The organism is Streptosporangium saharense (assembly GCF_014203715.1).
GTDB classification, from domain to species: domain Bacteria; phylum Actinomycetota; class Actinomycetes; order Streptosporangiales; family Streptosporangiaceae; genus Streptosporangium; species Streptosporangium saharense.
In genome coordinates this window covers 1,638,420-1,650,794 of record NZ_JACHJP010000001.1, presented here as the reverse complement: position 1 = coordinate 1,650,794, position 12,375 = coordinate 1,638,420, and the positions used below count along the sequence as shown (strand labels likewise).

Below are 12,375 nucleotides of genomic sequence, written 5' to 3'. Positions count from 1 at the left end.
GCTCCTCACGTTCACTTCACCACACCCGGACCGGACGGCGTGGACGGCCGTGACGGGTCCTCCCGCAGGACGGCGCCCTGCGAACCCCCCTGCCCGTCGTTCGCGGGCCTCCACGTCCCCTCTTCTTCCTCCCAGTCGTCACCGTAGAACCCGTCGGCCTTCCCGGTGTCTCCGGCGGTGTCGGCCTCCTTGGCCCACTGCGCGAGCACCCCGTCCTTCGGGTCCGCGGTATGGGCCACCGGGTGATGGGCGGGCGCGGTGTTGATCACAGTCTTGTGGTCGCCGCCCGAGGAGGTGGGGTGGGTGCCCTTGGTGTCGCTCCCGGACGTCTGGCCACCCGTGCTGTCGGTCCCGGCCGCGTGGGTCCCTGTGGCGTGGGAGTTCGTCGAGTGCGTCCCGGACGTCTGACCGCCCCCGCTGTCGGAGGCGTGGGTGCCCGTCGCGTGGGTCCCGGCCGCGTGGGTGTTCGCGGAGGTCGCGTGGGCGTTCGTGGCCTGGGTGCCCGTCTGAGCCGCCTGAGTCGTCTGGTTCGTCGAACCGCCGTCGTAGAAGGCGCCGACGGCCTGGGTGCTCGTCTGGCCGCCCATGTTCTGCGGGGCGGGGTCGAGGGCCTGCTCGACGGTGTCGGGAATCGGCAGGGCCGGTTTCGCCGACGGCGACGCCTCGTACGGATCCGCCTTACCCGCCTGGTGGGAGTCCGCGCCGTCGGGACCACTGTGAAGACCGGGGTTGGCGTCGCCCCCCTGGGGGCCGGAGCCCGTGTCGCCCGAGGGCTGCGCCGTACCGCCCGGATCCGGGTTCCCGTCGGCGGCGTCGAGCAGCGGGACGTCCTCGATGTGGTCGAGCAGCGTGTTGACCTGCTCCGCGGTCGGCGAGTCGAGGGGGATCTGCAGCACCTTCTCCCCGTCCACCTCCACGACCTTCGGCTTGTCCGCCCCTGCCTGGTCAACGTCGTCGGGATGGTCCTTCTGCGGGGTGTCGAGGATGTCGACCTTCCCGTCGTCCCTGGGCGAACGCTCGTCACCCTTGGAACCGGCGTCCGGCTTCGCGTCCGAGGAGTCCCCACCCTTCGAACCGCCATCCGAAGAAGACCCGTAGGAGGAGTCCTCCCTCGGAGAACGCTCATCGCCCTTCGAACCCGCGTCCGGCTTGGCCTCCGAGGAGGAATCCCCGCCCTTGGAACCGCCATCCGAAGAGGAATCCTCCCTCGGAGAACGCTCATCGCCCTTCGAACCCGCGTCCGGCTTCGCGTCCGAAGAGGAATCCCCGCCCTTGGAGCCCGTGTCCGGCTTGGCACTGGAATCCGGACGGTCGCCATCCCTCGGCGAACGCTCGTCACCCTTCGAACCCGCGTCCGGCTTCGCGTCCGAGGAGGAGTGCTCGCCCTTGGAGTCCGCGTCCGGCTTGGTAGCGGAGTCCGGGCGGTCGCCATCCCTCGGGGAGCGCTCGTCGCCCTTCGAACCCGCGTCGGGCTTGGTGTCGGGGTCCGGGCGGGTCTGCGACGGCTGCCCGTCCCTCGGGGAGCGCTCGTCCCCCTTGGAACCGGCGTCCGGCTTGGCGTCCGCGTCGGACTTGGTCTCCGGCTTTTGGTCGTCCTTGGGAGCGTCGTCAGGCCGTACGGCGGGCTTGAGGTCCTCCGCCTTGGGGGTGCCGGGCTTCTCGTGCTCCTTGGCACCCGCGTCCTTCGAACCGTCCTTGGAGGCCTCGCCCTTGGCGTCCGCGACCCCGGACGTCTCCGCCCTGTGGTCCCCGGCCTTGTCGCCGCTCGACACCGGCTGTCCGGCGGAGGCTCCGCCCTCCTGCTTGACCCGCTTCTCCAGGAGCTCGACCCTCCCCGAGACGTCGCGGACCATGACGTCACACGCGTCGGCGACCTGGGAGGGACGGTGCGTGGACTGCGCGGACAGCCCCGCCGAGCTGATCATGCGAGCGACCCGGCCCTCCGTGGTCCGCATGCGCTCCGCCGCCTGTCGCACCTCGGACAGCAGATCACGGACCAGCTTGGGGTCCATTCCGTCTAACTTGCCCATGGACGTCTCCCGGAAGTGTCGGCCACCTCAAGGTACCGGCGGGGCAGCCCGGCGTCACGATGATAATCAGACAGTATGGATCACGATATGGGGTGCGGATCCACCGTTCAGTCGCGGGATTCCGGCTTCGCACCGGCCTCCGGCTTCACCTCGGTCCCAGAAGCGGCCCCTGAAGCGGTCCCGGTGGCGGTCCCCGGCTCGGGCTTGGTCTCCGCCTTCTGTTCCGCCTCCGCCGCGTCCGCGTCCGGCTCGGGCTCCCCGTCCGTGGCCACGTAGCCGACCACGCCGCGCAGCCGTCCCACCGGGATGGCGCCCCTGCGCAGCAGCCTGGGCACTGCCGTGGTCAGGTCGAGGATCGTGGAGGGGATGTTGCCCTCGGTCGGGCCGCCGTCGAGGTAGACCCCGACGGAGTCGCCGAGCTGCTCCTCGGCCTCCGCGGCCGTGGTCGCCGCGGGGGCCCCGGAGCGGTTGGCGCTGGAGACCGCGAGCGGGCCGGTCTGCTTGAGCAGTTCGAGGGCGAGGGGGTGCTGGGGCATCCTGATGGCCACGGTGCCCTTGGTGTCGCCCAGGTCCCAGGACAGCGACCGGTTGGCGCGGCAGATCAGCGTGAGCGGGCCGGGCCAGAAGGCGTCGATGAGGTCCTGGCCGTACGGACCGAGGGTGTCGACCAGGGCCGTGGCCGCGCGGACGGTTCCCACCAGCACGGGCGGGGGCATGTCGCGCCCGCGACCCTTCGCCTCAAGCAGCTTCGTCACGGCCGGTGGGATGAAGGCGTCAACCCCGACCCCGTAGACGGTGTCGGTCGGGAAGACCACGAGCTCGTACTTCGGGATGGCTATCACCACGTCCGCCAGCCCCATGGCCCGCTGGTCGGGGTCTGAGCAGTCATAACGTCGACTCACGGCATACCATCCTATTCTTGCCTATTCTTGGCCGAAACGGGCGGTGACGAAGCGGTCCCTGCGGGTCAGGTCCTGGCGGCTACGCACATCTCGCCAGCCGTTGTCCTCGGGGAAGAGCAGATAGACCGCCGTCCCCTGTTGGTCGGCGTGCTCGACGGCGACGAACCCTCCGGGGCGCAGCAGCCGCCTCGCGGTCCGCTCGACGGCCCTGACCTCGTCGAGGCCGTCGCTGCCCGAGCCGTACAGCGCGCGCCGTGGATCGTAGTCGCGCACCTCGGGATCCCTGGGGATCGCGCCGGGCGGGATGTAGGGCGGGTTGGAGATGACCAGGTCGACCTGCCCGTTGAGCTCGGGCAGCGCGTCGGCCAGGTCCTCGGGGTGCAGGTGGACCCGGTCCTGACCGTGCTCCAGGATGTTGCGCTTGGCCCAGCGGTAGGCGCCGGGATCGACCTCGACGGCGTGCACGGTGGCCAGCGCGATCTCCTGGGCGATGGACAGCGCGATGGCGCCGGAGCCGGTGCCGAGATCGACGACCACCGGGGAGGCGACGTCCATCTCCCGCAGCCGCTCGATCGCCCACCCCGCGACGACCTCGGTCTCGGGACGCGGGACGAACACCCCGGGCCCGACCTCAAGGGACAGGTAGCGGAAGTAGGCGCGGCCGGTGATGTGCTGGAGCGGTTCGCGGGCCTCGCGGCGGGCGATGCCCTCCCAGAACAGCGCGTCGAACTCCGCGTCGGTCACGTTGTGCAGCTCGCTGCGCCGTACCCCGTGGACAAACGCGGCGATCTCCTCGGCGTCCGTGCGCGGCGAGGGCACACCTGCCTCGGCGAGCCGGGCGGTGGCGAGGGCGATCTCGTCCAGCAGAAAGGTCATGGGCGCGTTCTATGAGTGGTCTGCGAGCTTCTCCGCCATCTCGGCGTCGAGCAGGGACTGAATCACAGCCGAGAGATCCCCGTCCAGAACCTGGTCGAGGTTGTAGGCCTTGAAGCCCACGCGGTGGTCGGAGATGCGGTTCTCGGGGAAGTTGTAGGTGCGGATGCGCTCTGAGCGGTCAACCGTGCGGATCTGGGACTTGCGCTCGGCCATGGCGGCGGCGTTCGCCTCCTCCTCCGCGATGGCCTGGAGCCGGGCGCGCAGGATGCGCATGGCCGACTCCTTGTTCTGGAGCTGGCTCTTCTCGTTCTGGCAGGAGGCGACCACGCCGGTCGGGATGTGCGTGATCCGCACTGCGGAGTCGGTGGTGTTGACGCTCTGGCCGCCGGGGCCGCTCGAACGGTAGACGTCGATCCTGAGGTCGTTGGGATCGACCTGCACGTCCACCTCCTCGGCCTCCGGGTAGACGAGCACGCCCGCGGCGCTGGTGTGGATGCGCCCCTGCGACTCGGTCACCGGCACCCGCTGGACGCGGTGCACGCCGCCCTCGAACTTCAGCTTCGACCACACGCCGTCGTCGCCCCTGGCCTTGACCGCCACGGTGACGTCCTTGTATCCGCCCAGGTCGGAGTGGGTGGCGTCGATCAACTCGGTCTTCCAGCCGACACGCTCGGCGTACCTGAGGTACATCCGCAGGAGGTCACCGGCGAACAGCGCCGACTCCTCACCGCCCTCGCCCGCCTTGATCTCCATGATGATGTCCTTGTCATCGTTGGGATCACGCGGGACCAGCAGGTGCCTGAGCTTCTCCTCAAGCTCGGGGACGCGGGCCTCAAGCTCCTTGGCCTCCTCGGCGAACGCCTCGTCCTCGGACGCCAGCTCCCTGGCGGTCTCCAGGTCGTTGGTGACCCCCTGGAGCTCGCGGTAGGTGTTGACGATGGGCGTCAGCTCGGCGTAGCGCCTGCCGAACGTGCGCGCCTGCGTGGGGTTGGCGTGCACGGTGGGATCGGCGAGCTTGAGTTCCAGCTCGGCGTACTCACTGAGCAGCTCGTCGAGATTCACCGTGCGTCCTCCTAGAAGTACCTGACGAAACCTGCCTCATCACCACGAACGCCGACCCGGGGCACTCCTCGTGGACGAGGAGCCTTCCGGGCCGGCGTCGGGATGGGAGCTACTGGCCCGTGGTCTTCTTGCCGAAGCGCCGCTCGAAGCGCGCCACCCGGCCGCCGGTGTCCAGGATCTTCTGCTTGCCCGTGTAGAACGGGTGGCAGGCGGAGCACACGTCGGCGTGGATCACGCCGTTCTTCGCGGTGCTGCGGGTGGTGAAGGTGTTACCACAGGTGCAGGTCACCTCGGTGGTGACGTAGTCCGGGTGAATATCGGGCTTCATGTCCTTTGGTTCCTCTCCAATGCGCGGTCGCCGGGTCGCCACTGTCTTCGCCTGTCGAGGCGTACGCGCGATAGCACACCGTGGTGCGCGCGGGCGGGAACCGGAACCGCTGCGGTTCGGCTACCAGTGTGCCAGATGCTCCAACCATCCCAGGCCACGGGACATTCCCCGGTGCCCATGATCGGGTTTGTGTGGACGGCCCCCATTCGTACCACTAGGCTCCGGTGCCCAAACCGTAACTTTTACCACTATTTTCACCCGAGTAAGGGGACCAAAGATGAGGAACGGAATGCGGTTGCTCCTCGCGACCGCAACGGGGGCAGCCGTCTTCGCCAGCGGTACGACCACAGCTCTCGCCTCCCAGTCGGCTCTGACCAGCGCCCGCGCCGACGCCCGGTGCGCCGGATCCGCCGAGTTCTCCAAGGTGGAGTGGACCGACGCGTTCGTCCCCCTCAAGGACAACAACGAGGTGACCGTCACGGCCACCCTCAAGAACCCCTTCAAGAAGGCCGACGGGAAGTGGGCGAAGGGACCGGACGGCAAGGCCGTACCGGACATCACCGCCCTCGGCGGGGAGATCGTCAAGCCGGGGGCCACCACGGGCACGAAGGTCGACCTCGACCTTCCCGTGCCTCCCGCCATCACCACGGACAACGAGCAGTCGGCGGCCCTCGGTGAGGCCAAGGTGACGGGCAAGTTCACCGTCACCAAGGACGACAAGGACGGCAAGTGGCTGCTCAAGCTCAACCCCGTCCGCGGCACCGCGCAGCCGTGTGTCGAGGAGATCGCGGTCAACCCACAGCTCAAGCTCGTCGGCGCCGCGGTGACCGACCCGGTCGTCGTCACCACGAACGATGACACCAAGGTCGCCGTCAAGGCCACCGTGGCCGGCGGCGCCACCTCGGTCTCCGCCCGCCTCTACAGCAACGACGGCAACGACGGCAACGACTCGGTCGACCTCAACCTCGACAAGGGCAACAGCGCCAACTCGTGGTACCAGGACACCTGGTTCGACAGCGACTTCACCACCGGTGCCTGGACCCTCGACGTGACCATCACGCGGGGCAACGAGAGCATCAAGTACGAGCGGGCCGACACCTTCAGCGTCCAGCTCAAGAAGGCCAAGAAGAAGAAGGTCAAGTCCAAGATCTCCTTCGACGTCAACGCGAACAAGGTCCGCAAGGGCAAGACGGTCCGCCTCTACGGCGCCGTCTACCGGGGCAGCTCGGCCTACGCCCGCAAGAACGTCGAGCTGTACTACCGCAAGAAGGGCTCCACGAAGTGGGTCTTCTTCGCCGTCACCAAGGCCAACAGCAAGGGCAAGTACAGCAAGGTCGTCAGGCCCAAGGTGGACGCCTACTGGCACGCCGTGGCCCCCGGCACCAGCACCACCTCCGGGTCCACCTCCGCCTCGGAGTTCGTGGACGTCCGCTGAGTCCCCTGCACGGCTCGCGTCCCCAACCCCGGGCGCAAGCCGTACAGAGGACAGATTGATCGAGAACGCCCGGCGGCTCTGCTCCCGCCGGGCGTTCTCGCCGTTCACAACCCCAGATAGGCCAGTACGGCGAGCACCCTGCGGTGGTCGTCGGGGGCGTGGCCGAGGCCGAGTTTGGCGAAGATGCTGGAGATGTGCTTCTCCACGGCCCCCTCGGTGACGGCCAGCCGTACGGCTATCGCCGAGTTCGAGCGGCCCTGCGCCATCAGGGCCAGCACCGCGTGCTCCCTGCCGCTCAGGGAGCCGAGCGGGCCGCCCACGCGGTCGAGGAGCCGGTCGATCACCTCGGGGTCGAGGACCGTCGCCCCCGCCGCGACCCGGCGCACGGCGTCGAGGAAGTCGGTCACGTCCGCGACCCGCTCCTTGAGCAGATAGCCGAACGGCGCCGCTCCCCCACCGGCCAGGTCCGCCGCGTAGCGCTCCTCGACGTACTGCGAGAGCACCAGGACCGGCAGGCCGGGCCGCAGCGTCCGGGCCTCCAGGGCGGCGCGCAGCCCCTCGTCCCGGTGGGTCGGCGGCATCCGCACGTCCACGATCGCCAGGTCGGGATCGTGCTCGGCGACCGCGGCCACCAGCGAGGGGCCGTCACCGACCGCCGCGACGGTCTCGATACCGCCGTCGTCGAGGAGCCTGGCCAGGCCCTCACGGAGCAACACGGAGTCCTCGGCGATCACCACGCGCATGGTCCAAGTGTTCACCACGCGCAGGGGAGTTCGGCACGGATCACGGTCGGGCCCCCGGGTGGGCTGTCCACCCCGAGGACGCCGTCGACGGTCGCCGCCCGGTCGGCCAGGCCCGCCAGCCCTCCCCCGGGACGGGCGAGCGCGCCACCGGAACCGTTGTCGCGGACCTCGACGACCACCTTCCCGTCGCGCAGACCGACCCTGACCGAGGCCTCGGTCGCCCCCGAGTGCTTGACCATGTTGGTCAGCGCCTCGGCCACCACGAAGTAGGCGGTGCTCTCGACGGCCGCGGGAGGCCGCTCGGCGATCTCCACCGAAACGGCGACCCGCACGGGCGCCCTGGCCGCCAGCGCGGACAGGGCCGCGTCGAGACCCCGGTCGGTGAGGATCGCCGGGTGGATGCCCCGCGCGAGGTCGCGCAGCTCGGCGATGGCGGCCTTGGCGCCCTCGTGGGCCTGGGCGAGCAGCCGCCTCGCGGTCTCGGGATCGCTGTCCAGCTTGGTCTGGGCGCGGCCGAGGTCCATGGCGACGGACAGCAGCCGCTGCTGGGCGCCGTCGTGCAGGTCACGCTCGATCCTGCGCCGTTCGGCCTCGGCAGCGTCGGCTCCGCGTGCCCTGCTGGCGCTCAGGCGGGCCGCCCCGGCGACCGAGGACTTGGCAGGGGGCTCCTTCGAGCCGAGCAGCGCCACGGCCAGCAGCCCGTGCAGCCGCGCCATCCCCCGCGTCGCGTACAGCGTCACGACGAACGCCCCGAGCCCCAGGGGGACGCACATCAGCGCTCCGACCGGGCCGTCGACCGTCAGGTCACCGACGATCTGCACCCCGGCCCACCCGGACAGCACCAGCGGCGGCGTGACCAGCAGGGCGAGGGTGACGGCCCACAGGATCGCGGAGACGACGAACTCCACCAGGCCGACGACCGGCAACAGCGCCAGATACAGCAGGTCCTTCCAGGTCGCGGGGTCGGCGAGCGCTCCCCCGCAGCGCAGCAGCGGGTTGCCGCGCACCCCGGGCCGGTAGGGGTCGGGGATTTTGACGCCGAAGGCCAGCCTGACGAGACGGCGTTCGAGCATCGCCGCGCCACGGGAGGCCACCATGGTCAGCGCGAGCAGCGGCGCCCCGACCCACAGGACCGCCAGCGTCAGCGCGAACGGGATCACCGAGCCCAGCACGGCGAGACAGACCATGCCGTGGAAGACGCCCCCCAGAAGGTACGGCACGGCACGCCAGGTCATCGGATCGACGAGCATGCCCAGCGGCCCGTTGGGGCCCAGCGGGACACGCAGCCGCAGCGGTGTCCGCGCCACGGGCGCAGTCCCGGCCGTCATGCGAGCCTCCCCATGCCCTACCCCCGAAGTATGGATATCCCGGAGGAAGCGAATCCCACAAGGGCCGCGAACGGCGAACGCCCCGGCCGTGGGGCCGGGGCGCTGTGCCGTACGAGACGGGTGGGTCAGTCGCGGTCGGAGCTGACGGTCGTCGTCCTGACCTGGAGCAGGAACTCCGCGTTGGACTTGGTCTCCTTCATCTTCTCCAGGAGAAGCTCAAGAGCCTGCTGCATGTCCAGCGCGTGCAGCACACGCCGCAGCTTCCAGATGATCTGGAGCTCGTCCTTGCCCAGGAGGATCTCCTCCTTGCGGGTGCCGGAGGCGTCCACGTCAACCGCGGGGAAGATCCGCTTGTCCGCGAGCTGGCGGTTGAGCTTGAGCTCCAGGTTTCCTGTGCCCTTGAACTCCTCGAAGATGACCTCGTCCATCTTGGAGCCGGTCTCGACCAGCGCGGTGGCGAGGATCGTCAGCGAGCCGCCGTTCTCGATGTTGCGGGCGGCACCGAAGAAGCGCTTCGGCGGGTAGAGCGCGGTCGAGTCGACGCCACCGGACAGGATGCGTCCCGAGGCCGGGGCCGCCAGGTTGTAGGCGCGGCCGAGGCGGGTGATGGAGTCGAGGAGCACGACGACGTCGTGGCCCAGCTCGACCAGGCGCTTGGCCCGCTCGATGGCGAGTTCGGCGACCGTGGTGTGGTCCTCGGCGGGACGGTCGAAGGTCGAGTGGATGACCTCGCCCTTCACCGACCGCTGCATGTCGGTGACCTCTTCCGGACGCTCGTCCACCAGGACGACCATCAGGTGGCACTCGGGGTTGTTCCTGGTGATCGCGTTGGCGATGGCCTGGAGCACCATGGTCTTGCCCGCCTTGGGCGGGGAGACGATCAGACCACGCTGGCCCTTGCCGATCGGCGCGACCAGGTCGATGATCCTGGTGGTCAGGATGTTCGGCTCGGTCTCAAGGCGCAGCCGCTCCTGCGGGTACAGCGGGATGAGCTTGTTGAAGTCGGGCCGCTGCCGCGCCTGCTCCGGGTCCATGCCGTTGACGGTGTCGAGGCGGACGAGGGCGTTGAACTTCTCGCGGCGCTCACCGTCGCGGGGCTGGCGCACGGCGCCGGTGATCACGTCACCCTTGCGCAGGCCGTTGCGGCGGATCTGGGCGAGCGAGACGTAGACGTCGTTGGCGCCCGGCAGGTAGCCGCTGGTCCGCACGAAGGCGTAGTTGTCGAGGATGTCCAGGATGCCGGCGATCGGGATCAGGACGTCGTCGTCGCCGACCACGGGCTCGTTGCTGTCGAAACGGTCACGCCCACGGCGGTTGCGCTCCCTGAACCGGCCACGGCGCCCACGGCGGTCGTCGTCGTCGCCGATGCCGTGCTGGTCGTTGCGGTCCTGCGGGCCGCGGTTCTGCTGGTTCCTGTCGTTGCGGTCCCCGCGGTCGTTCGAACGCTCGCCACGGTCGTTGCCGCGGTCATTGCTCCGGTCGTTACCGCGATCATTGCCGCGGTCGTTGCTCCGGTCGTTCGAGCGCTCCCCGCGGTTCTGGCCCGCGTCGGCGGCGCGCTGGTCGGAACGGCTCTCGCCACGCTCGCGCCTGTCGTTGCCGCGCTCGCTGCGCTCACCGCGCTCACCGCGGTCGCCGTTGCGGCGGCGGTCGCCGCGCTCACGGCGGCTCTCGCCCCGCTCGGGACGCGTCTCCGCCTGCACCGGCTCCGCCTGCTGCTCCACGACGGGAGCCGCGGCGACGGGCTCGGCGGCGACGGCGGCCGGAGCGGGCGCCTGCTGGGCCACGGGGGCGGGCTGCGCCTGCTCGGCGACCGGCTCCGCGGCCACCGGGGCGGCGGCGCTGCGGGAACGTTCCCTCCGGCTGCGGGCCGGGCGCTCGGCGACCGGCTCGGCCACGGGGGCCGGGGCGGCGGTGGGAGCGGGAGCCGCGGGGGCCTCCTTGGCCGCGACGGGAGCCGGGGCGCTCTCTGTGGCTACGCCCTGCTTCTCCTGGATCGCCGCGATGAGTTGGCTCTTGCGCATCCGCCCGGTCCCGCTGATGCCGAGGCCGGACGCCATGGCCTGCAGCTCAGGCAGCACCATGGCGGACAGGCCGGTGCCGGAGCGACGGCGCGGCTTGGCCGCGGCGCGGGTGGGGGTGTCGCCGGCCTCCGGCGATGCGCCGGTGGCTTCGGAGAGGAGTTCGGTGGTGTCGCTCACTAATGGGTCCTTCCCAGGGGTCGGGCGTGGCCATGATCAGCCAATCGTCCCGGTGGTGCGATCGACCCGGTGGGACAGACCGGGTCGGGTTGCACGTCGCGATCCTCGACGGCCCTTGGGGACCGTCGCCTCTGTCGGGGAAGGGCACATCCATGCCGTCACCATCGAGATTCGCCGACGGTGGGGCTTGGAGGACACCCCCCGGATTGCTACCGGCAACCAGATGTCGAGGTAGTTCGAACGCGCATGTCCCCTCAAACGCCGCCTCTCGTTGCCCCAACCGAATGTGGAGCATTCGGAGGCGACGGATTCGGGGAGGCCACTGCGGCCCTCACGCCCCACGGAGTGGGAAATGAGACAGCGATGTGTGGCTGACAAGCACGCACCCAACAAGGGGGCACCTGGTGCGGCTACCAGCCTAACATCACCAGCGCACACAGCTATTCCCTGAAGGTCGAAGAGGCATCAGCGTGTCTCGGGAGAGACAACACGGGCACCGCGGGTTTCGACATCCAGTGGCTGGATGAGCCAATCCGTACCCACTTCCGGTGCGATCAAATCCTGCGTATCCACCGTGGAAAACGCAAGAACGGTGGGACCCGCTCCCGAGACGACGGCGGGGACCCCGATTCCGCGCAGACGTTGTACCAGATCCGCCGTGCGCGGCATCGCAGGCGCGCGGTAGTCCTGGTGCAGCCGGTCCTCGGTCGCGGCGAGCAGCAGCTCACGCTCGGGCCTGGCGGTCAGCGCCGCCACGAGGAGAGCGGCCCGTCCCGCGTTCGCGGACGCGTCCGCGTGCGGCACGCTCTCGGGCAGGAGCCCCCGGGCGACCTCGGTCGAGAGGCGTTGCCGGGGAACGATGGCCACGGGCCGGATGTCGGCGTGCGGAACCAGTTTCAGCATATGGGGGGCGTTCGACCGGTCGGTCCACGCGATGGTCAGGCCGCCCGCCAGGCAGGGGGCCACGTTGTCGGGGTGCCCCTCGATCTCGGTGGCCAGCGCGAAGACGCCCTCGTCGCTGAGGTCGCCGAGGCCACCGAAGTCACTGAGGTCGCCGAGGTACGGCGTGCCCGCCAGTGCCCTGGCGGCCAGGACGCCCGCGCAGATCGCCGCCGAGGAGGAGCCGAGGCCCCGGGCGTGCGGGATGCGGTTGAGACAGTTCAGCCGGATGCCGCGTGGCTGCGGCAGGCCCATCCGCTCGAAGGTCGTGCGCATCGTCCTGACGATGAGGTGCCCCTCGTCCTGGTCGAGCTCGCCCGCGCCCTCCCCCGAGACGGCGATCTCCACCGCCGTGGCATCGGGGTCGTCCGGGGTGAACAGGCTCGCCTCGACCTCGTCGTAGAGGCCGAGGGCCAGCCCCAGGGTGTCGAACCCGGGGCCGAGGTTGGCCGAGGTCGCCGGGACCCGGACGGTGACCTTGGTGCTTTCGGTCATCGAGAATCTGGGGCGCGGGCCCCTGGCGTGGCCATG

Annotated in this window: 10 protein-coding genes; 1 reads left to right on the top strand and 9 read right to left on the bottom strand. The window is 70.1% G+C overall.

Translation table 11 applies throughout. The annotated features are described in order from the left end of the window. Nucleotides 1-11: 11 nt before the first annotated feature. From FHS44_RS07910 to rpmE, 5 genes are all read right to left on the bottom strand, one after another. Nucleotides 12-2,030 carry a hypothetical protein gene (locus tag FHS44_RS07910; RefSeq protein WP_184713178.1) on the bottom strand — a complete coding sequence of 673 codons (2,019 nt, stop codon included), beginning with the start codon at nt 2,028-2,030 and terminating at the stop codon, nt 12-14. A 107-nt stretch (nt 2,031-2,137) separates the two neighbouring features. Then, on the bottom strand, nt 2,138-2,932 hold the full coding sequence (locus tag FHS44_RS07905) for an L-threonylcarbamoyladenylate synthase (protein WP_184713177.1): 795 nt from the start codon (nt 2,930-2,932) through the stop codon (nt 2,138-2,140). A 21-nt stretch (nt 2,933-2,953) separates the two neighbouring features. After that, nucleotides 2,954-3,808 (bottom strand): peptide chain release factor N(5)-glutamine methyltransferase, encoded by an 855-nt coding sequence (prmC, locus tag FHS44_RS07900; RefSeq protein WP_184713176.1) that lies wholly within the window; start codon nt 3,806-3,808, stop codon nt 2,954-2,956. A gap of 9 nt (nt 3,809-3,817) precedes the next feature. Then, nucleotides 3,818-4,870 carry a peptide chain release factor 1 gene (prfA, locus tag FHS44_RS07895; RefSeq protein WP_184713175.1) on the bottom strand — a complete coding sequence of 351 codons (1,053 nt, stop codon included), beginning with the start codon at nt 4,868-4,870 and terminating at the stop codon, nt 3,818-3,820. Nucleotides 4,871-4,979: 109 nt separating this feature from the next. Next, nucleotides 4,980-5,198: a 50S ribosomal protein L31 gene (gene rpmE, locus FHS44_RS07890; RefSeq protein WP_184713174.1), complete on the bottom strand. Its 219-nt coding sequence runs from the start codon at nt 5,196-5,198 to the stop codon at nt 4,980-4,982. 277 nt (nt 5,199-5,475) lie between these two features. Here rpmE and FHS44_RS07885 point away from each other — a divergent pair, with 277 nt between their 5' ends. Then, nucleotides 5,476-6,633 carry a hypothetical protein gene (locus tag FHS44_RS07885; RefSeq protein ID WP_184713173.1) on the top strand — a complete coding sequence of 386 codons (1,158 nt, stop codon included), beginning with the start codon at nt 5,476-5,478 and terminating at the stop codon, nt 6,631-6,633. A gap of 104 nt (nt 6,634-6,737) precedes the next feature. Here the strand turns inward: FHS44_RS07885 and FHS44_RS07880 are convergent, their stop codons facing one another. The 4 genes from FHS44_RS07880 to thrB form a co-directional block, all read right to left on the bottom strand. Further along, on the bottom strand, nt 6,738-7,376 hold the full coding sequence (locus tag FHS44_RS07880; RefSeq protein ID WP_184713488.1) for a response regulator transcription factor: 639 nt from the start codon (nt 7,374-7,376) through the stop codon (nt 6,738-6,740). Between the two features lie 11 nt (nt 7,377-7,387). Next, nucleotides 7,388-8,704 (bottom strand): sensor histidine kinase, encoded by a 1,317-nt coding sequence (locus FHS44_RS07875; protein WP_184713172.1) that lies wholly within the window; start codon nt 8,702-8,704, stop codon nt 7,388-7,390. Nucleotides 8,705-8,829: 125 nt separating this feature from the next. Beyond that, complete coding sequence (gene rho, locus FHS44_RS07870; protein WP_184713171.1) at nt 8,830-10,905, bottom strand: transcription termination factor Rho; 2,076 nt, start codon at nt 10,903-10,905, stop codon at nt 8,830-8,832. 465 nt (nt 10,906-11,370) lie between these two features. Then, nucleotides 11,371-12,339 carry a homoserine kinase gene (gene thrB, locus FHS44_RS07865; RefSeq protein ID WP_184713170.1) on the bottom strand — a complete coding sequence of 323 codons (969 nt, stop codon included), beginning with the start codon at nt 12,337-12,339 and terminating at the stop codon, nt 11,371-11,373. Nucleotides 12,340-12,375: the final 36 nt, after the last annotated feature.

Excerpts from the sequence above, each read along its gene's own strand:
- FHS44_RS07880 (WP_184713488.1), bottom strand. The coding sequence starts at position 7,376 with ATGCGCGTGGTGATCGCCGAGGACTCCGTGTTGCTCCGTGAGGGCCTG.
- prmC (WP_184713176.1), bottom strand. The coding sequence starts at position 3,808 with ATGACCTTTCTGCTGGACGAGATCGCCCTCGCCACCGCCCGGCTCGCC.
- thrB (WP_184713170.1), bottom strand. The coding sequence starts at position 12,339 with ATGACCGAAAGCACCAAGGTCACCGTCCGGGTCCCGGCGACCTCGGCC.
- FHS44_RS07875 (WP_184713172.1), bottom strand. The coding sequence starts at position 8,704 with ATGACGGCCGGGACTGCGCCCGTGGCGCGGACACCGCTGCGGCTGCGT.
- FHS44_RS07910 (WP_184713178.1), bottom strand. The coding sequence starts at position 2,030 with ATGGGCAAGTTAGACGGAATGGACCCCAAGCTGGTCCGTGATCTGCTG.
- rpmE (WP_184713174.1), bottom strand. The coding sequence starts at position 5,198 with ATGAAGCCCGATATTCACCCGGACTACGTCACCACCGAGGTGACCTGC.
- FHS44_RS07885 (WP_184713173.1), top strand. The coding sequence starts at position 5,476 with ATGAGGAACGGAATGCGGTTGCTCCTCGCGACCGCAACGGGGGCAGCC.